At 56.7% G+C, this 24789-nt stretch carries 23 protein-coding genes; 22 read left to right on the top strand and 1 reads right to left on the bottom strand.

Going from position 1 to position 24789, the window contains the following annotated elements; genetic code table 11:
* Positions 1–93: 93 nt before the first annotated feature.
* From ACYVHC_RS14635 to lysA, 20 genes are all read left to right on the top strand, one after another.
* Positions 94–531: a hypothetical protein gene (locus ACYVHC_RS14635; protein WP_460614505.1), complete on the top strand. Its 438-nt coding sequence runs from the start codon at positions 94–96 to the stop codon at positions 529–531.
* A 50-nt stretch (positions 532–581) separates the two neighbouring features.
* Positions 582–1445 (top strand): SDR family NAD(P)-dependent oxidoreductase, encoded by an 864-nt coding sequence (locus ACYVHC_RS14640; protein ID WP_460614506.1) that lies wholly within the window; start codon positions 582–584, stop codon positions 1443–1445.
* A 151-nt stretch (positions 1446–1596) separates the two neighbouring features.
* On the top strand, positions 1597–2331 hold the full coding sequence (locus tag ACYVHC_RS14645; RefSeq protein WP_460614507.1) for a YebC/PmpR family DNA-binding transcriptional regulator: 735 nt from the start codon (positions 1597–1599) through the stop codon (positions 2329–2331).
* Between the two features lie 155 nt (positions 2332–2486).
* Positions 2487–3551: a serine hydrolase domain-containing protein gene (locus ACYVHC_RS14650; protein ID WP_460614508.1), complete on the top strand. Its 1065-nt coding sequence runs from the start codon at positions 2487–2489 to the stop codon at positions 3549–3551.
* Positions 3552–3691: 140 nt separating this feature from the next.
* Positions 3692–4279, top strand: a complete 588-nt coding sequence (locus ACYVHC_RS14655; RefSeq protein ID WP_460614510.1) for a hypothetical protein — start codon at positions 3692–3694, stop codon at positions 4277–4279.
* A gap of 19 nt (positions 4280–4298) precedes the next feature.
* Entirely contained in the window at positions 4299–4643 is a 345-nt protein-coding gene (locus tag ACYVHC_RS14660; protein ID WP_460614511.1) for a hypothetical protein, read from the top strand.
* A 97-nt stretch (positions 4644–4740) separates the two neighbouring features.
* Entirely contained in the window at positions 4741–5142 is a 402-nt protein-coding gene (locus tag ACYVHC_RS14665) for a hypothetical protein (RefSeq protein ID WP_460614512.1), read from the top strand.
* Between the two features lie 164 nt (positions 5143–5306).
* Positions 5307–6455, top strand: coding sequence for a pseudouridine synthase (gene rluF / locus ACYVHC_RS14670; RefSeq protein ID WP_460614513.1), 1149 nt, complete (start codon positions 5307–5309; stop codon positions 6453–6455).
* Between the two features lie 352 nt (positions 6456–6807).
* Entirely contained in the window at positions 6808–7221 is a 414-nt protein-coding gene (gene yiaA, locus ACYVHC_RS14675; RefSeq protein WP_460614514.1) for a YiaA/YiaB family protein, read from the top strand.
* A 79-nt stretch (positions 7222–7300) separates the two neighbouring features.
* Complete coding sequence (locus tag ACYVHC_RS14680) at positions 7301–7846, top strand: sugar O-acetyltransferase (protein ID WP_460614515.1); 546 nt, start codon at positions 7301–7303, stop codon at positions 7844–7846.
* Between the two features lie 118 nt (positions 7847–7964).
* Positions 7965–8972 carry a biotin synthase BioB gene (gene bioB / locus ACYVHC_RS14685; RefSeq protein WP_171593342.1) on the top strand — a complete coding sequence of 336 codons (1008 nt, stop codon included), beginning with the start codon at positions 7965–7967 and terminating at the stop codon, positions 8970–8972.
* 173 nt (positions 8973–9145) lie between these two features.
* Positions 9146–10297 carry an aminotransferase class I/II-fold pyridoxal phosphate-dependent enzyme gene (locus ACYVHC_RS14690; protein ID WP_460614516.1) on the top strand — a complete coding sequence of 384 codons (1152 nt, stop codon included), beginning with the start codon at positions 9146–9148 and terminating at the stop codon, positions 10295–10297.
* A 62-nt stretch (positions 10298–10359) separates the two neighbouring features.
* On the top strand, positions 10360–11067 hold the full coding sequence (locus ACYVHC_RS14695; RefSeq protein ID WP_460614517.1) for a DUF2071 domain-containing protein: 708 nt from the start codon (positions 10360–10362) through the stop codon (positions 11065–11067).
* Positions 11068–11187: 120 nt separating this feature from the next.
* The gene (bioD, locus tag ACYVHC_RS14700) at positions 11188–11808 is read left to right on the top strand and encodes a dethiobiotin synthase (protein WP_460614518.1); all 621 of its coding nucleotides are present in this window, start codon (positions 11188–11190) and stop codon (positions 11806–11808) included.
* A 100-nt stretch (positions 11809–11908) separates the two neighbouring features.
* The gene (bioA, locus tag ACYVHC_RS14705; protein ID WP_460614520.1) at positions 11909–13231 is read left to right on the top strand and encodes an aspartate aminotransferase family protein; all 1323 of its coding nucleotides are present in this window, start codon (positions 11909–11911) and stop codon (positions 13229–13231) included.
* Positions 13224–14417, top strand: a complete 1194-nt coding sequence (locus ACYVHC_RS14710; protein WP_460614521.1) for a beta-ketoacyl-[acyl-carrier-protein] synthase family protein — start codon at positions 13224–13226, stop codon at positions 14415–14417. Before bioA ends, ACYVHC_RS14710 begins: the two co-directional genes overlap by 8 nt.
* A 148-nt stretch (positions 14418–14565) precedes the next feature.
* Entirely contained in the window at positions 14566–15924 is a 1359-nt protein-coding gene (locus ACYVHC_RS14715; RefSeq protein WP_460614522.1) for a M28 family metallopeptidase, read from the top strand.
* A gap of 244 nt (positions 15925–16168) precedes the next feature.
* Positions 16169–16678, top strand: coding sequence for a hypothetical protein (locus ACYVHC_RS14720; protein WP_460614523.1), 510 nt, complete (start codon positions 16169–16171; stop codon positions 16676–16678).
* 427 nt (positions 16679–17105) lie between these two features.
* A complete protein-coding gene (locus tag ACYVHC_RS14725) occupies positions 17106–18431 on the top strand; it encodes an aspartate kinase (protein WP_460614525.1) in 1326 nt (441 codons plus the stop codon).
* Between the two features lie 15 nt (positions 18432–18446).
* Positions 18447–19589, top strand: a complete 1143-nt coding sequence (gene lysA / locus ACYVHC_RS14730) for a diaminopimelate decarboxylase (RefSeq protein WP_460614526.1) — start codon at positions 18447–18449, stop codon at positions 19587–19589.
* A gap of 349 nt (positions 19590–19938) precedes the next feature.
* Here the strand turns inward: lysA and ACYVHC_RS14735 are convergent, their stop codons facing one another.
* Positions 19939–21579 (bottom strand): ArnT family glycosyltransferase, encoded by a 1641-nt coding sequence (locus tag ACYVHC_RS14735; RefSeq protein ID WP_460614527.1) that lies wholly within the window; start codon positions 21577–21579, stop codon positions 19939–19941.
* Between the two features lie 976 nt (positions 21580–22555).
* Here ACYVHC_RS14735 and ACYVHC_RS14740 point away from each other — a divergent pair.
* Both ACYVHC_RS14740 and ACYVHC_RS14745 read left to right on the top strand, forming a co-directional pair.
* A complete protein-coding gene (locus tag ACYVHC_RS14740) occupies positions 22556–23158 on the top strand; it encodes a sce7726 family protein (RefSeq protein ID WP_460614528.1) in 603 nt (200 codons plus the stop codon).
* Between the two features lie 95 nt (positions 23159–23253).
* Complete coding sequence (locus ACYVHC_RS14745; RefSeq protein ID WP_460614529.1) at positions 23254–24753, top strand: SDR family oxidoreductase; 1500 nt, start codon at positions 23254–23256, stop codon at positions 24751–24753.
* Positions 24754–24789 lie beyond the last annotated feature (36 nt).

Consider the following 24789-nt stretch of genomic DNA (forward strand, 5'->3'; position numbering starts at 1 on the left):
GAAACCGGAGCTTCGCTAGCCGCCCGAACGGCCAAATATGCAGCGGCTTGGCCATGCTGTACTACATCTGCCGCCTACCAGCTACCTTGCAGCATGTTGTATCGTTTGCTTTTATTAGGAGCCCTGAGCCTGAGCAGTTTCACAAGCCTGGCTCAGCGTACGCCCACCGCCGTACCCCGGCTGGCGCCTTCGTTCTTTACTACCTATACCTACCTCACGTACGCTATCCTCGATAAAGGCACCAGCCCCACACCCATGCCGGCTAAAGGCGTCGGCGGTACGCTTACGCTTCGCCCCGATGGCACCTACCAAAAACGCCTGACTCTGGCCGTAAACGGTGGCACCATGCCCTTCGACCAGGACGGCCGCTTTACCTTTAGCGGTAACCGCATCAGCTTTACCTATACTGATAAAAAGGGCCAGCCGCGCACCGATGAAGGCACTTTTCAGCTCCGCAACGGCCTATTGAGTCTTACCATTCTGGGGTACCCGGCCGGCAATCAGAGCCTGTACACGCTCCGCCAACAGTAACCGGTTGGGCCTCAGGCAGGGGGTAGTGAAATTCTGCTAGCTTGCACCCCATGCAATCTACCCTCCCAGCCCTGCTGATTACAGGCGTATCAAGTGGCGTGGGGCTTGCCGCCACCCGGGCTTTTCTGGAGCGGGGCTACCGCGTTTTTGGCAGCGTCCGGACTGCTGCCGATGCAGAGCGCTTGCGCACCGAGCTGGGCGAGGCCTTCGTGCCCCTGCTTTTCGACGTCACAGATGCCGAGGCTATTGCCCAAGCTGTGCAGGAAGTTGAGCGCCAACTGGAGGGAGAACCTTTGCGAGGGCTCATCAACAATGCCGGGGTAGCGTTTGGTGGTCCCTTGCTGTACCAACCCATTGCCGTGGTGCGGCAGCATTTTGAGGTAAACGTGCTGGGGCTGATTCAGGTAACGCAGGCCTTTCTGCCCTTGCTCGGTGCCCGTCCTGGCTTTCGGGGTCAGCCGGGGCGCGTCATCAACATTGGCTCGGTGAGTGGGCAGGTAGCCGCTCCCTTTATGGGGGCATATGTGGGCACTAAACACGCGCTGGAAGGCCTGAACGCCTCTTGGCGCCGCGAACTGCAGCTGTTTGGCATCCCCATGATTCTGATTGGGCTGGGCGTAACTCAAACTCCCATCTGGGAAAAGGGTATTGATTTGGAGCCGTATCACAACACCCCATATTTTGGGGCAGCCCAACGCTTCGTGCAGCTTATTAACCGCACACGGGCCCACGGCCTTACGCCCGAATACGTAGCCGGGCGCCTCGTCAGGATTCTGGAAACGCCGCGACCGCGCCTCCGTTATACTATTGCTGCTGACATAGTTCGGGCCTGGATTGTACCTAGGCTGGTGCCCGCGCGCCTGCTCGACTGGCTAATCGGACGAGGCATAGGGCTGTTTCCTCGGGTTCGCTGAGAGCAGTGCAGCTACTTACCGGGTGCCCCGCATACCAATATGGCGGCCTCATTGCGCCCCGCCGGGCTTTCTGCTAACTTGCAGCCCCTTCCGGCCCTACCCGTGCTGGCTAGGCAGTCATTATTTCACAACTCCACAAATTCACAGATAGATGGGACGCGCGTTTGAATTCCGCAAAGGCCGCAAAATGAAGCGCTGGGACCGGATGTCCAAAGACTTTACCCGCATCGGCCGGGAAATCGTGATGGCCGTGAAAGAATCCGGCTCCAACCCCGATACCAACTCCCGTCTGCGCACGGCCATGCAGAATGCCAAGGGCGTAAACATGCCCAAGGACCGCGTGGAAGCCGCCATTAAGCGCGCCAGCTCCCGCGAGGAAAAGGATTATCAGGAAGTAGTATACGAAGGCTATGCGCCTCACGGGGTGGCTGTGGTAATTGAAACCGCTACCGACAACCCCACCCGCACGGTAGCCAACGTGCGCATGTACTTCAACCGCGGCAATGGTGCCTTGGGTACCGCGGGCTCCTCTGACTACACTTTCACCCGCAAAGGTGTGTTTAAGCTGGCCGCCGAAGGCCTTGAGCTCGATGAGCTGGAACTGGAGCTGATTGATGCCGGCGCCGAAGACGTGTACGCCGACCAGGAGGAAGACGAGCACGGCCACGTGACGGAGTACATTGTAGTAGAAACTGCCTTCACCGACTTCGGCCAGATGCAGAAAGCCTTGGAGGAAAAAGCCCTGAACGTCGTTTCGGCTCAGCTCCAGCGCATACCCAACACCACCGTGCACCTGGAAGGCGAGCAGCTGGAAGAGGTTATGAACCTCATTGAGAAGTTTGAGGACGATGACGACGTGCAGGCCGTATACCACACGCTCGGGTAGGTCTGCTAGCCCCTGGACAAAAAGAAAGCGGGCTGCTCTAGTTTAGAGCAGCCCGCTTTCTTTTTGTCCAGGGGCTACTAAATCGGCCTTTGTTGCGCAGCAACCGCTACTATTGTGCTTTCCTTATTTCAGTCCTCTTATACTTTTAACCGCTTATGAAACATCTTTTTACCTTAGCACTATTACTATTCTCGTTTGCCGCTATGGCTCAGCAGGCAGAGCTGGTTGCCTTGCTCAAAAAGGAAAATGTAGCGGGGCTGCAACTCGTGTACAGCCGCAAGAGCGAGACAATGCGGTTCAGCATGGGCACGCGCAAGGCTGGCACCACACAAACCGTTAATGCTAACACCATTTTTCAGGCAGCCTCTTTGGGCAAGGTGGTACTGGCGTATACCGCCCTGCGCCTCCATGATCAAGGCAAGCTCGATCTGGACAAGCCGCTGCTGAGCTACTACCCCTACCCCCGCCTGCAAGCCGAGCCCCGCGCCAACCGCATTACGGCGCGCATGGTGCTGGGGCACACCACGGGCCTGCCCAACTGGGCCGGATACCCACTGGCGGAGAGCTGGAAAACTTCAGAGCTGCGCCTCCAGTTTGTGCCCGACAGTTGCTGGAGCTACTCGGGTGAGGGCTACGTGTTTCTGCAGAAAACCCTGGAGCACCTGACCGGAAAAACGCTCGAGCAGTTGGCGCAGCAGGAAGTGTTTGAACCGCTGAAAATGAAAAACAGCAGCTTCATTTGGCACACCCGTTTCGATAAAAACGCTGCTTTCGGCCACGATAAGGCAGGACAGCCCACCGAAATCAAGCGGTTTGCGGAGCCGAATGGCGGCTTTAGCTTGCTTACCACCGCTTCTGACTATAGTCGGTTTCTGCAGGCCATTCTGGCGGGTAAAGGGCTGCAACCTGCCACAGCTAAGATGCTTACTACCCCTACAAATGCTGCTAACCGGTGCACTACCCCCCTCAGCCCCACCGATGCCAGTATTGCCTGGGCATGTGGTGTGGGCCTGGCCACCACCAGCCACGGCCCCGCCCTCTGGCACTGGGGCGACAACGGCGACTTCCGGGGCTTCTTTATGCTCTTCCCCGATACTCAGGAAACCCTACTGTTCATTACCAATAGCGCCAACGGCCTGCGCCTCACCGACGACATATTACGCTTGTTTGTAGGCGCCGGCCAGTACTACGCCATGCAGTGGCTGGCCGAGGAGAAATAGCATTTAGTACACAGCGTATTGCTCTGATGCTAAGATTGCAAAATCGGATACGTTAACCCTTTCTGTATCAATAGGCCGCCTTTATCAGAAATTCAGCTCGTTGTAACTATTCAGTGGTAATCTAACTAACTTCCATTACTATGAATTTTGACTTTGCCGAAGAGATTAATCCTTACCTTGAGCGTGGGCATTTCGCAGAGGCTGTTGTTATTGCTGAGGACAAGCTCTCAGCACTTCCTGAGTCGCCTTTTCATGCAATTATTGGGAATTCATTGCTCAGCCAAGCAGCCAGCTTATGCTCATGGATTGATGAGTTTCACGCAGCTGTAGTAGAGCATCAGGAGCCGGTTGCAGCCCTTTATTTCGAACTCACCGAATTCGACATCAATACAGATGAATGGTGTATTGAAGGCTTCGCTTACGCAACAGACCTAGGCCTCGAAGACCCAGAATGGTTGTCTGGTTCCAGTATAGCCGATACAGCTGACAGCTCTTTTGTAGTGACTAGATATGAAAGTCTGCAACGGGCATTCGAGGAAATTGAGTTAGATTCGGATGAGCTGGAAAATGCTCGAGATTGGTGCGAGCAACTTATCATAGTCAGATACATGGAGCTCGTGTATGCAGCTCACAAATTGGCCCAACAGGAGGGCCTGACGTGGAGCACACTTCCGCTGTATTGCACAGAACACGGTTACGACTTCATCACCCGGTCCAGTAATAGCTAGCCACTTACCGCTTCCTACTATGCCTTTCGCTTACAAAACCCTCTTCCTGCTCGAAGCCGACGCGTTTTCGCTGCTTGAAATAAAAGCCCTGGATGTGCAGAGCGACGACCCCGCTGAAGTGTACTTCTGGTTCCGGTTCGACAAAAGCAGCCACACGCTGGAAAAGCTCGAGTTTGTGTCTATGAACAAGGATGGGGCAGAGCAGCAGCGGGAGTTCCGGCAGGGCAAACTGCAGTTCAACCAGAGCAGTGGGGTTTATGCTCCGACAGGGGCTAGTGAAACAGTAGCACTGCAGCCTAAAGACGGGACCGAACTTCCTGCAGAATTGGATGATGCCATCCAGCGGTATTTTATCGGGGCCTAACCCTTCTTATGCCATTATATCTATTCATATTTGTGGGAGTGCCTCAACTCTGCTTTCAATAAGACGGAACTAGCTGCACCATTTTATACCTCATACCGTGGAAGCAGTAGAAACTACTAAACTGCCTTTGTATTCAGCACTGGCTATCCGTATTTTTTCATTCTTGTTTAGTCCTATAGCTGGCGGGCTTATGCTCGCACAGAACTTTAGAGATGTGGGGCGCCCCGATGCAGCGCGCAAAGTAATATGGGGGACTATCGGAATTGTGGCAGTTGCTATAGTGCTCTTATCGGCTTTGCCTGGCCGTCAGGTTGGTGGTTCGGGTTTCAATGTAGCGTTCGGCATAGGTGGTGGTATTGCTTTAAATGCCTATTTCGACAGAATAGTAGAAAACAAGGAGCTTTTCCCGGCCAAAAAGATCTGGAAGCCCCTGCTTATTTGCTTAGCTGTATTTACTCCACTTCTCATCGGGCTTTTCTATGCTTTATCTGTCGATTAACCGCCTCGTGTTAGTATTGCAATTACCCCGATAAACGAGCTGCGTGTTAGCCGCTATGGCCACCTAGTACTTCTCCTCTTGTTCTGCCGTATCTTTGCGGCCCGCCGGCACTTGCTGCTTTGGCGGGCCGTTGTTTTTTACCCTTCGCTTAGCATTTTTACCTCATGGCCACTCGTCTCAATAAATACATCAGCGAAAGCGGCGTCTGCTCCCGGCGGGAGGCCGACCGCTTTATCGAGCAGGGCAACGTGCTGGTTAATGGCAAGCGCGCCAGCATCGGCGACCAGGTAACCAGCAAGGACCGCGTGAGTGTGAACGGCAACATCATTGAGCCGCGCGCCGAGGAAGATGCTGTGTACATTGCCTACAACAAGCCGCCGGGCATCATCTCCACCACCGATACCGGCATCAAGGATAACATCATCCGGGCTATTAAACACTCGGTGCGCATCTTCCCCATCGGCCGCCTCGACAAGGAGTCGCAGGGCCTGATTTTGCTCACCAGCAATGGCGACATTGTGAACAAGATTCTGCGGGCCGGCAACAAGCACGAGAAGGAGTACATCGTGATGGTGGATAAGCCCATCAACGACCTGTTCATTGAAGGCATGGCCAACGGCGTGCCCCTCGGCGGTGTCATGACGCAGCCGTGCAAAGTCACCAAGGAAACGCCCTACATCTTCCGCATTATTCTGGTGCAGGGCCTCAATCGCCAGATCCGGCGCATGTGCGAGTACTTTGGCTACGAGGTGGTGCAGTTGGAGCGCATTCGCGTGATGAACATCAACGTGAAAGGCCTGGGCGTGGGTGAGTGGCGCGAGCTAAAGGAAAAGGAGCTGAAGGTACTATTTGAGATGATCAAAGACTCTGATGGCACCGATAACGGCTCCAGCCCGCGCCGCCGCAAGCGCGCCTCTTCCGCCGAGTTTTGGGCCGACCGCCCGGGCCGCCAGTCTTCGGCGCCAAGGCCCAAGGAGGACGAAGGCACTTCGGCTCGCGCATCGAAGCCCAAGCCGGCTGGCTCCTGGATTGAAAAACCAACCAATAAGCGCGCTGCTGCCCGTTCCGCCACGAAGAAAGCAGCCCCTAGCCCCTCTGATACGCCGGAGTGGCCATCCGGCCCCGGTCGCCAAGCCGGCCCCCCCACGGGCGTCCGGCCGGATGGCCCGGGGTTTGGGAAAGCAAGCCGGCCAGCGGGCACCCGCCCACGAGGCGCGGCCGCTGGCAAAGGCCCGAAAGCACCCGCTGGTCCGCCGAAGGGCAAAACCAGCACCCGTGGTACCCGCGGCGCCAGCCGCCCCGGCAAACGTTAACACCAAAACGGGCCGCTCCTATAGGAGCGGCCCGTTTTGGTTTAAGGCATCTCACAAACACGGCAAGTATGCCTTGTGAAAAGTCTGAAAATTCACGTAGCGTCCGTGTTTTTGCCAACCTACTTCATTCAGAATTACACGAGTAATATTGCTTTTCTTGCGTTTTAAAGCATTTTTTTCTGAATCAACACAACGCACTTGAAACTATCGAAAACAGTACTACTTGGCAAAAAGTAAAAGTCTAATATCGGTTAAAGTTTGGATACGACCTAGCCCGGGGTAGGCGCTATGTTTGGCTTGTCGGAGGACTAGTTCTCCGATGAGATTGTCAACCTTTTCCGACTACCCCCTTATGAACGCCAAACCCTCCAACGCCTTTATTGCCGCCTCTTGGGTTGCCCTGCTGGCGGGCATTTCCGCTTTCATCATTGGCCTTTGGAACGCGCAAATGCAGCTCAACGAGAAGGGCTACTACTTTACCATTCTGATGTATGGCTTGTTTGCGGCGGTTTCTCTGCAGAAAACAGTGCGCGACCAGATGGAAGGCATTCCAGTAACGGGCATCTACTACGGTCTGAGCTGGTTTTCCACTATTCTGGTTATCTGCCTGCTCACCGTAGGCCTCTGGAACGCTAGCCTCACGCTAAGCGAAAAAGGATTTTATGCCATGTCGTTTGTACTGAGCTTGTTTGCCGCCATTGCCGTGCAGAAAAACACCCGCGACGCCCGCAGCACTAGCCCAGCGCAGGAGGCTTCGGCCCTGTAAGTGGGGTAGTAACGGCGTATACAGGTAAGCCTGAGGCCGAGTATATTGCCCCGGCGCCTTACTTCTCCGCCGAGCCTTTATGCTATCCACCGACAAAGAAAAAATGCTGGCCGGCGAGCTGTACCAGGCCAACGACCCAGTGCTGGTAGCCGAACGATTGCGCGCCAAACAGCTGTGCTACCGCTACAACCAGGAGCCAGTGCAGCTCAACAAGCACGTGCTGGCCGAGCTGCTCGGCTACGAAACCGATGCGCACATTGAGGCCCCCTTCCGGTGTGACTATGGCTACAACATCCGACTAGGGCAGAATTTCTACGCAAACTACAACCTTACCATCCTAGACTGCGCACCCGTAAGCATTGACGACAACGTGTTTATGGCGCCGAATGTGCTGTTGACTACGGCCGGCCATCCGGTGGAGGTAGCGCCCCGCATTGCTGGGTGGGAGTTTGCAAAACCAATTACTATAGGCCACAACGTGTGGCTAGGCGCGGGCGTGCTAGTGATGCCCGGCGTGAGCATCGGCGACGGTACCACCATTGGGGCGGGCAGCGTGGTAACGCGCGATATTCCGGCCGGGGTAGTAGCCGTGGGCAATCCGTGCCGGGTGCTGCGCACTATATGAGGCGGTGTAAATCCACTTCTCATGTATCTTGCAGCCCGCGGCAGTAGCTTTACTGCGCGCGGGCTGTTCTTTGCAGCATTCTCCAACCAGAAACCTAGACACGACATCTTTCCCACCCATGATTCGGACTGACTGGACCCTCGACGAAGTAAAAGCTATTTATAACCTGCCCGTGCTGGAGCTGGTGACCAAGGCAGCGGCCATCCATGCCGAAACGCAGGCCACTGGTGAGGTACAGGTGTGCACCCTGCTGAGCGTAAAAACCGGCGGCTGCCCCGAAGATTGCGCCTACTGCCCTCAGGCAGCCCGCTACCATACCGGCGTGCAGGCCCACAAATTGCTCCCTGATGCTGAAGTGCTGGCCTCGGCGCAGCGCGCCAAAGACTCGGGCAGCACCCGTTTCTGCATGGGCGCCGCCTGGCGCGAAATTCGCGACAACCGCGACTTCGACCGCGTGCTAGGCATGGTAGAGCAAGTAAACGGCCTGGGCTTAGAGGTGTGCTGCACCCTGGGTATGCTGAACGAATACCAGGCCGAGCGCCTGAAGCAGGCGGGCCTCTACGCCTACAACCACAACCTCGATACCAGCGCCGAGCACTATTCTGAAATTATCACCACCCGCACTTACGACGACCGTCTCAACACCCTGGAGCACGTGCGCAAAGCGGGTATCTCAGTATGCTCGGGCGGCATCATTGGCCTCGGCGAAACCGACGAGGACCGCATTGCCATGCTGCACACGCTGGCTACCCTGCCTGCTCACCCCGAGTCGGTGCCCGTAAATGCCCTAGTACCGGTGGAAGGCACGCCCCTGGCCGACCAGCCTCGCGTGAGTGTGTGGGAAATGCTGCGCATGATTGGCACCGCCCGCATTCTGATGCCACACACCATGGTACGCCTCTCGGCCGGCCGCCAGGAAATGCCCGTTACGGAGCAGGCTCTGTGCTTCCTGGCCGGCGCCAACTCCATCTTCTCCGGCGAGAAGCTCCTCACGACTCCCAACCCTGACTTCGACGCCGATAAGCAGATGTTCGCGTTGCTAGGCCTCACCCCCCGCAAATCGTTCAAGGATGTTCCGGAAGGAGCTATGGTGCTGGGCAAAGAAGCCGCACCTGTAGTTGCCTAATTGAGTGTTAAAACCGGTTCCCCTGCTCAACTGAGGAGAGGCCAGGAGTGGTTGATGAATCGTTGAACAGGAAGTAGAATATAGTTCTAGTCATTGTTCTAGGTCAGTCAACCACCCCTAGCCCCTCCTCAGCTGAGCAGGGGAACCGGTTTTAGCTTGGTACTGAACAGCCTATGCCTTATTCTTCCTCTCTCCATCAGCGTCTTGCGCAGCATCTTGCTAAGCGGGACGCTGATGGTACCCAGCGCCGGCTCACGCTCTCCGCGTCGGGCTTAGTCGACTTTAGCTCCAACGACTACCTAGGCCTCAGTCGGCACCCAACCGTGCAGGCAGCCTTACAAGAGGCTCTGGCTGAACCGGCCGGCAGCACCGGTTCTCGCTTGCTTACCGGCAACTCCCAGGCGGCTGAAGAGCTGGAAACGGTGTTAGCGGCCTTTCATCGGGCGGAGGCGGCTTTACTGTTCAACTCCGGCTATGCAGCCAACCTGGGCTTCTTCAGCGCCCTGCCGCGCCGCGGCGACACCATTCTCTACGATGAAGCCTCGCACGCATCGGTGAAAGACGGCATCCGGGGCTCTTTCGCCACCGCTTGGAGTTTCCGCCACAACGATGTGCAGGACCTGGAGCGCAAGCTAGTCCGCGCTACCGGCGCCGTTTTTGTAGCCGTAGAGGCTCTGTATTCCATGGATGGCGACATGGCCCCGCTGGCGGAGTTGGCCGCTTTGTGTCAGGAAAAAGGCCTGCACTTGGTGGTAGATGAGGCGCATACCAATGGCATTTATGGCACCCAGGGCGAGGGGTTGGTTACGGCGTTGGGCCTAGAAGAACAGGTGTTTGCCCGCATTCTCACGTTCGGGAAGGCCCTTGGCAGCCAGGGTGCCGCCGTGGCTGGCTCCACCCTACTGCGCGACTATCTCCTGAATTTCAGTAGGCCATTCATTTATACTACAGCCCTGCCGCCGCTCACAGTGGCCGGCCTCAGGGCCGCATATGCGGTGCTCCCTACCCTCACTGCTGAGCGCAACCGCCTATTCGAGCTGTCGGATTACCTGACAGCTACCCTGAACGCCGTGCCGGGCCTACGAGTACCGCTGGAAAGCCACGTAATTCATCCCGTTTTCTTCACTGCCAGCCCCGGCCCAGCCAACGTGAGGGCCGTAGCGGCGGCGGCGCAGGCGGCCGGCTTCGATGTGCGGCCCATTGTATCGCCTACAGTACCGGTAGGCACCGAGCGTTTGCGGCTGATTGTGCATAGCTACAATACCGAGGCAGAAATTGATGAGCTGGCAGATGTGCTGAAACAAGCCCTGCAGCCCCTGGCGTAAGGCTCATCAAGTATTTACCCTAGATATACGTTAGCTACTACTGTACCCCTAGCCCTTCAAGTATGAGAATCCCAACCATCCACGGCATTATCGACAGAAGGATTCTAATCAACTTTACGGCTGATCCACAAGATGTTGCAACCATTCTACCTGCACCTTTTCGGCCGAAGGTGTACAAAGGCAAAGCCATCGTTGGTATTTGCCTGATCCGCCTGAAGAACATCAAACCGAAGGGCCTTCCTAATTGGCTGGGTGTTTCCTCTGAAAATGGTGCTCATCGGATTGCAGTAGAATGGGATGAGGCTGGAAAAACTCAAGAGAGCGTTTTCATCCCCCGGCGCGACACGTCCTTACGACTAAACGCGCTGGTGGGTGGACGCTTATTTCCTGGCAAACATCACGTAGCAACTTTCAACGTGCGTGAGACGGGCCCGAATTATCACGTTGGTTTCCTTAGCTCAGATCAAACGTACATTTCGATTGATGCGGCCGAAGTTGAGCACTTCAATTCCGAGTCTATTTTTCAAACGCTTGAAAATGCTTCCGACTTCTTCGAAAAGGGTGCCCTTGGCTACTCTCCAAACGGAAACAGCTTCGATGGTTTGCAGCTCCAGACCTATGATTGGCAGGTGAAACCATTGGCAGTAAGCGAAGTAAAATCGAGTTTTTTTGCTGATGACGCCATTTTCCCAAAGGGGTCCGTCAAATTCGATAATGCCTTGTTAATGACACGAGTTGAGCACGAATGGCACAGTGTAGCCATGAAATAAAGACAATAACGGCATGAAATCATGCTGCTTTTAAGCTGACTGCCAACTCTACCTTCCGTTTCATTTATACTTCACTTGGCAGCAGCCATTTCTCCCGAAAATCTCCCTACCCTTCTCTCCTTGGAACGACTTTTCATTACCGGTATTGGCACTGATGTAGGCAAAACTCTTGTCTCAGCCATCCTGACGGAAGCCTTGCAGGCCGATTACTGGAAGCCCGTGCAAGCAGGCCTCACCCCTACTACCGACGCGGCTACGGTGCGCAGCCTGGTTCAGAACACTCGGAGCCACTTCTGGCCAGAGCGCTACCGTCTGCAGCTACCCGCCTCGCCTCACGCCGCAGCCGCTGCAGAAGGAGTAACCCTGCACCCAGAAGATTTTCAACTGCCTGAAACTAACAACCATTTGCTGGTAGAAGGTGCCGGCGGCCTGTTGGTGCCGCTAGCCCCCGGTTTTCTGATAGCCGACCTGACTCAGCAGTTGGGACTGGAGGTGGTGGTAGTGTCGCGTAATTACTTAGGCAGCATCAACCACACGCTGCTCACTCTGGAAGCCCTGAAAGCGCGGAACATACCAGTGCGGGGCCTCATCTTCAACGGCGAGCCGACACCCGCTACGGAAGAGTTTATTGCCACGCACACCGCCGTGCCCATTATGCCCAGGGTGCTACCCGAACCAGAAGTTTCGGCCGCGGTGGTGAGCCGCTATGCAGCGGAATTCCGGGAGTGGTTTGGGCTGTAGCATGGGCTAGTGAAGTCAGGCTTTGTAGCCCTGGAGAGCACCATATCTGGCCTACTGGCAATTGGCAGCTACCTTTGCGGCCCTCGTTTGTTTACCACCCATGCCTACCCTAGCTGAACGGGACCACGCTGTACTGTGGCACCCTTACACCCAAATGCAGACTGCCCCGCTGCCCGTGCCCATCGTGCGCGGCGAAGGCAGCTGGCTGATTGCCGAAGACGGCACCCGTTACCTCGATGGTATTTCCTCGTGGTGGGTGAACCTGCACGGCCACAGCCATCCGCATATTGCAGCCCGCGTAAGCGAGCAGCTGCGCACCCTGGAGCACGTGCTGTTTGCCGGCTTCACGCACCCAAGCGCCGTAGAACTGGCTGAGCAACTGCTGGCGCTGCTGCCCAGCAACCAGGCTCGCGTATTTTACTCCGATAATGGCTCGACGGCCGTGGAAGTAGCCCTGAAAATGGTGCTGCAGTACTTTCACAACCTCGGCCAGCCCGAGCGCCGCACCTTCCTCTGCTTCCGCGACTCCTACCATGGCGACACGTTTGGGGCCATGGCCGTGAGCAGCCGCGGTGCCTTCACCCAGCCCTTCTGGCCCCTGCTGTTTGAGGTAGAGTTTATTGACGTGCCAGTGCCCGGCCGCGAAGCGGAAGGGTTGGCGCAGCTTGATGCCCTAGTAGCCCGGCCCGATGTGGCAGGGTTCATCTTTGAACCTCTGGTGCTAGGCACGGCGGGTATGGTCATGTACTCGCCTGAGGTACTCACGGAAATGGTGCGCCGCTGCCACCAACACGGTGTGCTCTGTATTGCCGATGAGGTAATGACCGGCTTTGGGCGCACTGGCCCCTTGTTTGCCAGCAGCTTACTTGAAGAGCAGCCTGATATTATGTGCTTTTCCAAGGGCCTAACCGGCGGCACGCTGGCTATGGGCCTGACCACCTGCGCAGCGCCCATCTACGAGGCGTTCCTCAGCGACGACAAGATGCGGGCTTTGTTTCATGGCCACTCCTACACTGCAAACCCCGTGGCTTGCGCCGCCGCGCTAGCTAGCCTAGAGCTTACCCGCGCCGAGGAATGCACCGAGCAGCGCCAGCGTATAGAAGCCGCCCACGCGGCTTTCCGCGAGGAAATAGAAGGCCTACCGGGCATACGGCAGGTGCGCCACCAAGGCACTATTCTGGCCGTGGAGTATGACCCTGGCGAGGGCACCAGCTACTTCAGCCGCCTCCGCGATGCCTTTTATCAGTTGGCCATTGATAACCAGGTAGTGCTGCGCCCACTGGGCAATGTGGTGTACCTGCTGCCGCCCTACTGCACTACCGATGCCGAGCTAGAGCTGCTCTACAAGGTGCTTCGTAAGATGCGCGAGCTCGTCCTCAACTTCCAGCCCGCGCCTACCCTGCCCGAATACCTGCATGACTAACGCAACGCATGGCGAGGAACTGATTATAATTCGGGGGCGCGGCCGGGTTTCGTCACTAGGTCTGCTGCCGGCCCCAACCGACGTAGCTACCTCTCCTTTCACTACCCACGCAAGCGGCCTGCCCGTAGCGGCCCTGCCTGCTACCGCTGATGCGGACGTGGCGGACCTGCGCCGCGCCCATCCTGCCTACCGTCAGCTCGACCGCACTGTGCTATTGGGCCTCTTGGCAGCTCGGCAGGCCACGGCGGCGGCCGGCTGGCAAACGGCAACCTCGCCACTAACTGTTAGCCTCGGGAGCAGCCGTGGCGCCACGGGCCGCTTAGAGCAATTTCACACGGAATTTCTCAAGGAAGGAGCTGTTTCGAACGCGGCCTCCCCGCTTACTACTCTCGGCAACGTGGCCAGTTGGGTTGCCTTTGATGCCGGCGCTAGGGATGGCGCTTCTTTAAGCCATTCCAGCACGTGCAGCAGCGCGTTTCAGGCCTTGGGCAACGCTACGGCCTGGCTGCGGGCAGGCATGGCCACGCGGTTTCTGGCGGGCGGCACCGAGGCTCCCCTCACGGGTTTCACGCTGGCTCAAATGCAGGCCATCGGCATATACTCACCTTTCGCCGCCGCCGACTGGCCCTGCCGACCAGGTGCTGGCAAGCCCTCTACGTTTGTGCTCGGCGAGGGCGCAGCGGTATTTGCCTTGGAGAAGGCTAATCGCCAGCAGCTTACTATTGAAAACTCCCCTTGCCCCGTTTTCGTGCTAGAGGGCGTGGGGTTTGGCTTTGAGGCCATAGGTAGTAAAACCGGGCTTTCGCCTGATGGGCAGCACTTTCAGCAAGCCATCCGGCAGGCACTACAACAGGCCCAGTGCGCGCCCGAAGCCGTGGATGCTGTGGTGCTGCACAGCCCCGGCACGCCCGCCGGCGACGCGGCTGAACGAGCGGCATTGCGAGCTATATTTGGTGAGGCGCTACCGCCACTGCTGTCTAATAAGTGGCTGGTGGGGCATACGCTAGGTGCCTCGGCCGCCCTAAGCCTCGATTTTGCCTTGCACGTGCTCGAAACCCAGCAGTGGCCCGCCCAACCTTTTGCTACGGATCTGGCGCAGTCACCAGCCGCTCCTGTCCGCCGGATTCTGGTGAATGCGGCCGGCTTTGGTGGCAACGCTGCCAGTGCCGTGGTAGCCATGCTATAAGTAGCGGAGCGGGGGCTGCCAGCAGTGCCAAATTTTACGTGTTGTGGCTGAGCTACAAAGTTCGCGCTACACTCCTACCTTGTGCCGCAACGCCAGGGCTCCGTTCTGCGTCTCTTGCCCACTCCATACCAGACTTTCTCCATCAACCATGCGCCGTTCTACCCTGCTGCTGCTTTCCCTGGGCCTCACCACCCAGGCGTTAGCCCAAACCAAGCCCACCACCACACCCGATCCGCTTATCACCAACATGGTGGAAGAAATATCGGAGAAAAACCTTCGCGAGGATATCGATAAGCTCGTGAGCTTTGGCACGCGCCACACGCTTTCGGATACCAAAAGCAAAAAACGTGGCATTGGCGCGGCCCGCAATTGGGTAGAAGCGGAGTTCAAGAAATACAGCAAAGCCAGCGGCGGCCGCCTGAAAGTAGAGCAGGATACCTTCACGATTAAGCCCGACGGCCGCCGCATCGACCGGCCCGTGCTGATGGCCAACGTGATGGCCACGCTGCCCGGCACCGACCCCACCGACAAGCGTATCTTCATCGTGAGTGGCCACATCGACTCGCGCGTGACTGACGTGATGAACGCCACCGCCGATGCGCCCGGCGCCAACGACGACGGCTCCGGCACGGTGGCCGTGATGGAGCTAGCCCGCGTAATGTCGAAGCAAAAGTTTCCGGCCACCATCATCTTCGTGGCAGTGCAGGGCGAAGAGCAGGGGTTGTACGGATCTACGCACCTAGCAAAGCGCGCCAAAAAAGAAGACTGGAACCTAGTGGCCATGCTCAACAACGACATCATGGGCAACTCCACGGGCCACGACCCGGAGATTAAGGACGATAAGCGCCTGCGCGTGTTCAGCGAAGGCGTACCCGCCACCGAAACCGCCGATGAGGCCAAGGTGCGCCGCACCCTTTCGTCGGAAAACGACTCACCTTCACGGCAGTTGGCCCGCTACACCCGTGAGGCCACCAAGCAGTACGTGGCTGGCCATGAGGTAGTGCTGGAATATCGGCCCGACCGGTTCTTGCGCGGCGGCGACCACACACCGTTCAACCAGCAGGGCTTCACGGCGGTGCGCTTCTCGGAAATGAACGAAGACTTCCGCCACCAACACCAGGACTTACGCAACGAAGGCGGCACCGAATACGGTGACCACGCCAAGTTCATGGACTTCGCGTATCTGCGCAAAAACACCGGCGTCAATCTGGCTACCCTAGCCAGCTTGGCCCTAGCCCCCGCCGCACCCGAAAACGTGGGCGTACTCACGGCCCAGCTCACTAACCGCACGGAGCTGAAATGGGAAGCCCCCAAAGCCGGCGAAAAACCCGCAGGCTACTACGTGCTGATGCGCGAAACCAGCGCCCCGGAGTGGCAGCAGAAGTTCTTTGTAACTGACACCAAAGCCGACCTACCGCACAGCAAAGACAACTACATTTTCGGGGTAGTATCCGTAGATGCGGAGGGCCACGAAAGCCTGCCGGTGCTGCCCAAGCCCGTGCGCTAGGCTTCCTCTCTTCCGCAGGCCTGAGCCTGAGAAACCAGCCCAAGTACGTTGCACATCTGCAACCGGCGCTGGTTTCTCAGGCTCTTGTCGTTGGGCCGCTAAGAGGTACTAGGTCCTGCGCGTGGCCCAACCCTGCTAATGCTGGTAATGTCTTCTGCAGTAGCACGCAAGCAACCAGCAAATAGCTTACCTTTTACACAAATTCACGTTACGTATCTGGCTTTCTCGCATCCTTTGTTATCCTATGAAAAACGTTGCGCTTCTGCTGGCCCTGACCCTGTTTTGCGGTGCTCCGGCCGCCCTGGCTCAGTCGACCTACAAACCGCCTACTGGCTATTCCTTGCAGGATCCCGACGACTATGCCGAATATGAGCCGCAGGTAGTGGCCACGGTGAACTGGCTGGAGGCTACCCCCATCGGGAAGGAAGCCGCAAAGCGCCAGGAGGCTACCCGTTTTTTGTTTCAGTGGATCAGCGGTACGCCCACCGTATCGGTGCAGCTGCAGAAGTTTGTGGCTGACCTCACGGGCCAGAATCCGGAGCTGCTGATGCTGTTTATGGGCGGCTGGGCCCGCTACCAGATTCAGCACCCCGAGGTGAAGGACGCGGCCATACTCAACACGGAGGGCATCAAAACCCTGCTGAAAGGTTACCAAATCGGCAACATGAAGCGTACAAAACCCCTAGATGAAGTAGCCAAGCTAGGCACTGGCGCCGCCCTAACCGAGTGGGTAAAAAAGCAGCTTGCCAACTAGGTTTAGCGCAAAGGCACACCTAGCAAATAGAAATTTTCTCATACAAGCTGCTGGAGTTTTTAGAAGAAACTCCGTACTTGCAGCCGCAAACGCGCCCTGTCTGCTGTAGCTCGTCGCGTTTTCTTTTTGTACATGGCACAAGCATCCGCTGTATTTCTTGCTATTACATCCCGGGCTTCGGCTGGGATAGTAGCCGTGTGTGCAGGCCGGAAGCAGGGTAAACAGGTGGCTTCGCCGATGGCGATGGGCCTGATGATGGTCAAGAAATCGAAGAAACGTAACCCGACCTGACCGTCGCACCTGTTCGTTGTAGCCACCTACCACTGAACCTTCAAGCGCCGGTCCTACCTAGGGCCGGCGCTTTTTTCATTTGGCCCGCAACCAATCGGGCATTTCTGCGCCACTTATCTCCCGTTTTTCACCGTTTATGAAAGTTCTAAAGTTTGGCGGTACGTCCGTTGGGTCGCCGCAGCGGATGCGCGAAGTTGCCGAGTTGATTCATGCCCCGCACCTGGAGCGCCGCATTGTGGTGCTGTCGGCCATGAGCGGCACCACCAACGCGCTGGTCGAAATTGCCAGCCTGCTGTATGCCGCCGATACCACCACGGCCACGGCCCGCCTAGAAGCCTTGCGCCAGCGCTACCACGAGGTGGCCCGCGAACTGCTCCCGGAGTCAGCCATAGCCGAAGCCGCCATCCAAACGCTTAACCAGAACTTCGATACCATTCTGGGTTTGACGGCCGCGCCACTTTCCGCTGATGGTGAGCGGGTAATTCTGGCCCAGGGCGAATTGCTGAGCACGCTGCTAGTGCACCGCTATGTAACGCAGGTGCTGGGCCGCCCGGCGGTGCTTCTGCCTGCCCTCGACTTTATGCGCCTGGATGTGGACGAAGAGCCTGACGCAGCCTACATTCAGGAGCACTTGGCTAGCACCCTAGCACCCTACGCCACCGAGCAGTTGTTTATCACGCAGGGCTACATTTGCCGGAGCGTCCAAGGTCACATTGACAACCTCAAACGCGGTGGCTCCGATTACTCCGCTTCCCTTATTGGAGCAGCAGTAAAAGCCGAGGAAATCCAAATCTGGACTGACATCGACGGCCTGCACAACAACGACCCGCGCATCGTGCAAGGCACCTACCCCATCCGGGAAATGTCGTTTGATGAGGCGGCGGAGCTAGCCTATTTCGGGGCGAAGATTCTGCACCCTAGTTCGGTGCTGCCCGCCCGCCAGCACGGTATTCCGGTGCGCCTGCTCAATACCATGCAGCCCGATGCGCCCGGCACGCTTATTTCAGCTAAAACCGGCGCCGAAGCCATCAAGGCCGTAGCGGCAAAAGATGGCATCACGGCCATCAACGTGAAGTCGAGCCGGATGCTGCTGGCCCACGGTTTCCTGCGCAGCCTGTTCGAGATTTTCGAGCGCTACCGCACCTCCATCGACATGATTACGACCTCGGAAGTAGCCGTGTCCTTGACCATTGACGATGCCGGCCGCCTGCCCCAAATTCTGGAGGAGCTGCGCCGTTTCTGCACCGTGGAAGTGGACGAAAACCAAACCATCATCTGCCTCGTCGGCAACCTAGAGCAGGATGCACATGGCGCTGCCAACCAAGCCTTTGCCGCGCTGAAAGACATTCCGGTGCGCATGATCAGCTACGGCGGCTCGCCGAACAACATCAGCATTCTGGTGCACACCAACGACAAAGTACGCGCCCTCCAAGCACTAAACGCCGGTCTGTTTCAGCGGTAATTTTTTCTCATTCCGATGCCCTTTCAACTTCCTGCGGAGCTAGTCTCCCAGCCGACGCCCTTTTACTACTACGACCTAGCCCTGCTGGACCGAACGCTGGCGGCTCTGACAGCGGCGGCCCGCCCCGGCAACTTTCAGGTGCATTATGCCCTCAAGGCTAACTCCAACCTTCCCATTCTACAGCGCATCCAACAGGCTGGCCTGGGGGCCGACTGCGTAAGCGGCGGCGAAGTGCAGCGGGCCCTGGAGGCCGGTTTCTCCGCCGACCACGTGGTGTTTGCCGGGGTCGGAAAATCAGACGCCGAAATCAACCGCGCCCTGGCCGCTGACATCTTCTGCTTTAATGCGGAGTCGGTGCCGGAACTACAGGTGCTCAATGAGCTGGCCGGCGCGCAGGGCCGCACCGCTAGGGTAGCATTGCGCATCAACCCGAACGTAGATGCCTATACGCACGCCTATATTACCACCGGACTGGAAGCCAACAAGTTCGGTATAAGCCTTCCTGATTTGGCGGGGGTAGTAGATGGGCTTGAGAGCTTGCCGAACGTGGAATTGATTGGCCTGCACGCCCACATTGGTTCTCAGATTACGGAGCTGTCGGCGTTTGCCAACCTGAGCCGCAAGCTGAATGAGCTGCAAACCTGGCTCGAAGACCGTGGCCACCACCTGCCCCACCTCAATGTGGGCGGCGGCCTCGGCATCGATTATCAGCAGCCCGACCAGAACCCGATTCCGGATTTCGGGGCGTACTTTGGCATGTTTGAGCAGCACCTGGTACGCCGCCCACAGCAGCAGGTGCATGTGGAGCTGGGCCGGGCCGTGGTAGCGCAGTGCGGCACACTCATGAGCCGCGTGCTGTACGTGAAGGAAAGCCAGCAGACGCGCTTTGCTATTCTTGATGCGGGCATGACGGAGCTGATTCGGCCGGCCTTGTACGGCAGCTTTCACCTCATTCAGAACCTGAGCAGCCAGCGCCCGGAGCTTGCCTACGATATTGTGGGGCCCATCTGCGAGTCGTCGGATACGTTTGGCAAAGCAGTATTGCTTCCGGAAACCCAGCGCGGCGACTTGGTGGCTATCCGTTCGGCCGGCGCCTATGGCGAGGTGATGTCCTCGGCGTACAACTTGCGTGAGAAGGCGGAGGCAGTGTACCGGTAGGCAACCACTACCGCTCCCACTCTGCTGACTCTGATGATGACTTCATCGGCTATAGGTTGCTGTTGGCCGGGCACAAGCTTCATTTGGTCAAAACTTTCAGCAGACCGGTATGGGCTTACCCTATCTTTGATTCAATAACAAACGGCACACGAAGAGTTTATTGGAAAGGAGGCTCTCCGCGTGTAGTGTTGTGGTTGGGAAGGGAGTAGGGTGGACATTATGAATTGCCAACCACAGCCCGTAGATAAAAAGCCGCTGCTTTTAGCAGCGGCTTTTTCTATTTCTGCAAGTGTAGTTATCTGCTACACATTGGTAGCACACTACCCATCTACTTACCTGGGCTAGGATGTTACCACCACACCGTCCACTTTCCTAGGGTCTGGTGCTGGCTAAAGTGGCGCAGCATCCAGAGGCGCTCGGGTTTCAGCTCGCCTTTCACCAGCAGCACGGGGCGCTGATTTAGCAAGGCATTGAGCGCCGGCTCCTGCTCGGGTTGCTGCAGATACAGTAGGTAGCGGTGCCAGCTGGTGCCGGGCTCAAACTGGGTTTCGCGGTTGAGGTTGTGGTTGCCATCGTTCAGAAAGATTGGTAGCTGCCCTAATTCGAAAGCCAAGGACGGCAGCAACTGGTCATAGACGACTACCTGACGAGTGGCAAGTTTTTTCTCGCGGATGAACTCGGCTAGGGGCCGGCTGCCATTAAAGGCCAGCTCGTTCTGCTGCATAATAGGCTTGGCCGAAAGCAACAGAAACACCGTGAACAGCGTGGTAGCCACCAACAACCGCGGGGCAATCCGGACTTGGTTCCAGAGCGTGAGCACCAATACCAGCGTAATAACACCCGCCGCCGGCCAGATAGCTGTGAATGGTTTCACCTCAAACCCTAGGTCTACGACTGTGGTCAGGATGGGCAACAGGCACAGGGCACCTAGCAGAAATCCATAAAAGGCCACAATGCCCACGTACCAGCGGTGCAGGGCGGCCTCGGTGCAGCGGCCCAGGTAATACACCGTGAGCAGCACTACCCCCGGAAAAATGGGCAACACATACAGCAGTAGCTTTGACTTCGAAAGTGAGAAGAACAGCAGCGGCACCAGTACCCAAAAGATCAGCACGTTGCGCCACTCCCGCGACACCGAGTTCCAGGGCGTACGCACGGCCCGCATTACTAAGGCTACGGCCCACTGCAGGCTAGTTGCCGGCGCCAGCACGATATAAAACCACCACGGCTTGGCGCGGTTGAACGTAGCCGCATTGGCAAAGCGCTCCACGGTATGCTCATACAGAAAGTAGCGCACAAAGGCCGGATTCTCGGCAATCAGGTACAGATACCAGCTCAGCCCTACCAGCAGAAACAGCCCAAACCCTAGGCCATGATGCACTGTAAACGGCCGCTTGGGCTGGCCCTGCTTAAAGTAATGACTGATTACTACCATCAAAGGCAGCACAAACCCCACCGGACCTTTGGTCAGGAAAGCCAGCCCCAGCCCTACCCAAAACAAATACAGCCAGCGGGCCCCACCGCCGTGGTAGTAGCGCAAAATGCCGTAGGCCGCCGCCAGTTCCAGCGTGGCCAGGTACACATCAGTAGTCACGTTGAGGGCCGAAATCAGGACGACGGGCAAAGTGCCGTAGATGACAGCGGCGGCCAGGGCGCGGGCACGGTCTTGCTTGAACAGCAACAACCCCAGCCCATACATCAGCCCGGCTTGTAGCAGCAGCGCCAGCACCGGCAGTATGCGCACCCCAACGGTATTTGCGCCGAATAGCCCTAGCCCGGCCGCCGTGAGCCAGTAGGTAAGCGGCGGCTTATGAAAGTGCTGAATACCTAGCAACCGTGGGTGTAGCCAATCTTGGTTAGCCAGCATCTCCCGGCCTATTTCGGAGTACCGGGCCTCGCTGCTTTCCAGAGGCCCCCAGCTACCGAGCTGCCACAAAAACGCTGCACCAAGCACCAGAAGAAAAAGCCAGAGCCAGCGGCGAGACGTCATGGGGAAGGGCATAGCTAAATTCGCAGGGTTGAATGAGGCTGCAAAGGTAGAACGAACCAGCAGCCGACCCGCAGTACCCGTGCAGATTTGCGTGGGCGGTTTTGACTTTCACCTACCCTAGTAACCTTCTGCTAGCTGTTCTGCCTAGAAGCTAAATCAGAAGCGCTTTCATCCTACACATTCTCGTTGGTACTTTGCGAACGGTTAGCTATTATTTGCCTGCAACCGGTAACCACCTGGGAGGTGACCATGATAAGGCAGTAAATCCACATAGTTCATTCGAACTAAGCGAATACTTTGATCAAGTGAGTGCAACTCCAGCAAAACTGTTTGATATAATGCTGCAATACTCGATTGGAAGCAACAAGCATGTTCCTTTGCTTAAATAAATTATTCGTTTGTTTTACAAATAAATCATAGCATTCAATAATAATTACATGAATTCTTCATTAATAAAAAAATCCCTAGCCATATGCATAATTACAGGGGCAATACTAGGCATATATACAAGTGTAAATTTTATACTATCTGCTAATGATTATCCTAACCTCATCTGGGCAGGTTATTTTTTGGAATAGTTTATATACTTATCGGATTATCAGGATACATGCTTTTCAAGCTAAATAAATATTTATGGCACACTGTTTTATTCCAATCAATTCAGGTTATAGGTTTCTGTATATTAGGAATTAAATATATATTTTGTGCTGGCTCATTATTTGTAATAGGATACAATTTTCCTTTTAACAATATATATAGCGCAATTAAACCAATAGGCATAGAATTTACAGTTGGCAAAAATATTGAAAATTCATTTATTTATATCAACATCATCCCAATCATTATTATCATATTAATTATCAAGTTGTAAAATAACAAAACATAAAACTTATATCTAAATTTGAATAACATATATGTTACTAAAATTTCAAAAATCTCACTACAGCATTTTTGTGAACGATATATCCTGCTACCCATGAACGACCCCGACATCCGTGTGCTGCTATACCCGCTCCTGGAGGGCGGCGTGTACGTAGATGAGCTGCCTACCGGCACCACGCGCGCCGATGTCGTGCACATCACGGAGCAGTTTATGCACGGCTACGAGCTGAAAGGCGACGGCGACACGTTGCAGCGCGTGGCTAAGCAGCTGCCCTGCTACAGCAAAGCCTACGATTTCGTCACGTTTGTCGTCACGGAAAAGCATCTGCCCAAGCTCCTGCCCCAGCTACCCGAGTGGGTGGGCGTGCTGGTAGCTTCAGCTGAGGGCTTACAAACGCATCGGCCGGCTTTGTATAACGCCACTGTGGAGCGGCCTGCCGTAGCCGCGCTATTGCGGCTAGAGGAAATCAAACAGTTTCTGCTGGCTCAGGGCCTAGTGGGTGTGAGTACGCTACGCCGCCGCGACGTGCTAAACTTCCTGCGCACCACCCAACTCGTCACGCTCTCGGCGCTGGCCCACCACGTACGGCGCCAGCTGATGGGCCGTATGGAAGAGCGCCTGGCGTTTCGGGCCGAGCGGAAGGCTGAGCGGGAACGAGTAGCCGCCCGCCGGCGCAAGCGCCCAAAGCGCAAGTAAGAGGAGTTCGACGGGGCTCTGGCAACAACACATTGCCTAGAATCACAACCTGTTGAGCTGCTAAGTGGTTAGACAAGTAAACGTCTGCTGCTGCCATGAACATTCTGCTTACCGGCGCCAATGGCTACATTGGTCAGCGGCTGCTCCCGCTTCTCGTGGATGCCGGCCACCACATCATCTGCCTCGTGCGCGACGCCCGCCGCTTTGAACTGCCAGAGCGGTTGCGCGCCAACGTGACCGTAGCGCAAGCCGATTTGCTTAAGCCCGATACGCTGGCCTCTCTGCCCACTGATATTGACGCGGCCTACTACCTGGTGCACTCCATGAGCGGGCACGACAAAGATTTTTTCCGGCTGGAGCAAGAGTCGGCTCAGAACTTTACTAGCTACCTCAATAGCACCAACTGCCAGCAGGTCATCTACTTATCAGGCATCGCCAACGACCGGGCCCTAAGTGTGCACCTTCGCTCCCGCAAGGCCGTGGAGAAAGTGTTAAAGAAGGCCCACAAAGCGGCGCTTACGGTGTTGCGGGCCAGCATTATCATCGGCTCGGGTTCGGCATCGTTTGAGATAATTCGGGACCTAGTAGATAAGCTACCCGTGATGGTTACGCCGCGCTGGCTAAACTCCCGCTGCCAGCCCATTGGTATCCGCGACGTGATGCACTACCTGCTGGCCGTGCTCGAAAACCCCAAGTGCCTGGGCCAGTCGTTTGATATTGGCGGGCCCGATGTGCTCACGTATCGCCAAATGCTGCTGGGCCTGGCCGAAGCGCGCGGGCTGAAGCGTTACATTATTACGGTGCCTGTGCTCACGCCGCGGCTCTCCTCGTGGTGGCTGTATCTGGTAACCAGCACTACTTTCTCCCTAGCCCAAAGCCTAGTCGAAAGCCTGCGCAACGACACCGTAGCCGACCCCAAACGCAGCATCCGAGAAGTTGTGCCGCATGAATGCATGAACTACCGGGCCGCCGTAGAGCTGGCCTTCCAGCGCATTGAGCAGAATGAAGTGGTCAGCAGCTGGAGCGATGCGCTGAGCAGCGGCGTGATGCCGCGCAACTACATGGACCACATCCAGATTCCGCAGCACGGCCTGCTGCAGGACCGCCAAACGCTGCGCTTCACCCGCCCGGCGCAGGAAGTGCTGCGCAATGTGTGGAGCATAGGCGGGCAGCGGGGCTGGTACAAAGTAGATTGGCTGTGGCGCATTCGGGGGCTGATGGACAAGCTGGTGGGCGGCGTAGGCCTGCGCCGCGGCCGCCGCTCTCCTACCCGCTTGCGCGCCGGCGACCCGCTCGACTTTTGGCGGGTGCTGGTAGCCGACCGCACCAACCGCCGGCTGCTGCTCTACGCCGAAATGAAGCTCCCCGGGGAGGCCTGGCTGCAGTTTCGCATTCTGGATAATGATGATGGCTCTCATACCTTGGAGCAGCTAGCCGCATTTCGGCCACACGGCCTAGCCGGGCGCTTATACTGGTATTCCTTGGTACCGTTTCACTTCATCATCTTCAAGGGCATGATTGAAAATATTGTGAACTACGGTGCATCTGTACCCGTGCCGCTTCCTGCAGCCACTTCAGTAGCAACCAGCTCCTAGGGCGCTCAGCCCCAGAAGACAAAAGCCCCATTCCCG

It is taken from the genome of Hymenobacter seoulensis, from assembly GCF_054780535.1.

Bases quoted from the DNA above. Each gene is read 5' to 3' on its own strand.
- ACYVHC_RS14695 (WP_460614517.1), top strand. From the start codon at position 10,360: ATGAGAATCCCAACCATCCACGGCATTATCGACAGAAGGATTCTAATC.
- ACYVHC_RS14720 (WP_460614523.1), top strand. From the start codon at position 16,169: ATGAAAAACGTTGCGCTTCTGCTGGCCCTGACCCTGTTTTGCGGTGCT.
- ACYVHC_RS14715 (WP_460614522.1), top strand. From the start codon at position 14,566: ATGCGCCGTTCTACCCTGCTGCTGCTTTCCCTGGGCCTCACCACCCAG.
- ACYVHC_RS14680 (WP_460614515.1), top strand. From the start codon at position 7,301: ATGCTATCCACCGACAAAGAAAAAATGCTGGCCGGCGAGCTGTACCAG.
- ACYVHC_RS14710 (WP_460614521.1), top strand. From the start codon at position 13,224: ATGACTAACGCAACGCATGGCGAGGAACTGATTATAATTCGGGGGCGC.
- ACYVHC_RS14645 (WP_460614507.1), top strand. From the start codon at position 1,597: ATGGGACGCGCGTTTGAATTCCGCAAAGGCCGCAAAATGAAGCGCTGG.
- ACYVHC_RS14635 (WP_460614505.1), top strand. From the start codon at position 94: ATGTTGTATCGTTTGCTTTTATTAGGAGCCCTGAGCCTGAGCAGTTTC.
- lysA (WP_460614526.1), top strand. From the start codon at position 18,447: ATGCCCTTTCAACTTCCTGCGGAGCTAGTCTCCCAGCCGACGCCCTTT.
- ACYVHC_RS14690 (WP_460614516.1), top strand. From the start codon at position 9,146: ATGCCTTATTCTTCCTCTCTCCATCAGCGTCTTGCGCAGCATCTTGCT.
- ACYVHC_RS14650 (WP_460614508.1), top strand. From the start codon at position 2,487: ATGAAACATCTTTTTACCTTAGCACTATTACTATTCTCGTTTGCCGCT.
- ACYVHC_RS14655 (WP_460614510.1), top strand. From the start codon at position 3,692: ATGAATTTTGACTTTGCCGAAGAGATTAATCCTTACCTTGAGCGTGGG.
- ACYVHC_RS14740 (WP_460614528.1), top strand. From the start codon at position 22,556: ATGAACGACCCCGACATCCGTGTGCTGCTATACCCGCTCCTGGAGGGC.
- bioB (WP_171593342.1), top strand. From the start codon at position 7,965: ATGATTCGGACTGACTGGACCCTCGACGAAGTAAAAGCTATTTATAAC.
- ACYVHC_RS14640 (WP_460614506.1), top strand. From the start codon at position 582: ATGCAATCTACCCTCCCAGCCCTGCTGATTACAGGCGTATCAAGTGGC.
- ACYVHC_RS14725 (WP_460614525.1), top strand. From the start codon at position 17,106: ATGAAAGTTCTAAAGTTTGGCGGTACGTCCGTTGGGTCGCCGCAGCGG.
- bioA (WP_460614520.1), top strand. From the start codon at position 11,909: ATGCCTACCCTAGCTGAACGGGACCACGCTGTACTGTGGCACCCTTAC.
- ACYVHC_RS14745 (WP_460614529.1), top strand. From the start codon at position 23,254: ATGAACATTCTGCTTACCGGCGCCAATGGCTACATTGGTCAGCGGCTG.
- yiaA (WP_460614514.1), top strand. From the start codon at position 6,808: ATGAACGCCAAACCCTCCAACGCCTTTATTGCCGCCTCTTGGGTTGCC.
- ACYVHC_RS14735 (WP_460614527.1), bottom strand. From the start codon at position 21,579: ATGACGTCTCGCCGCTGGCTCTGGCTTTTTCTTCTGGTGCTTGGTGCA.
- rluF (WP_460614513.1), top strand. From the start codon at position 5,307: ATGGCCACTCGTCTCAATAAATACATCAGCGAAAGCGGCGTCTGCTCC.
- ACYVHC_RS14660 (WP_460614511.1), top strand. From the start codon at position 4,299: ATGCCTTTCGCTTACAAAACCCTCTTCCTGCTCGAAGCCGACGCGTTT.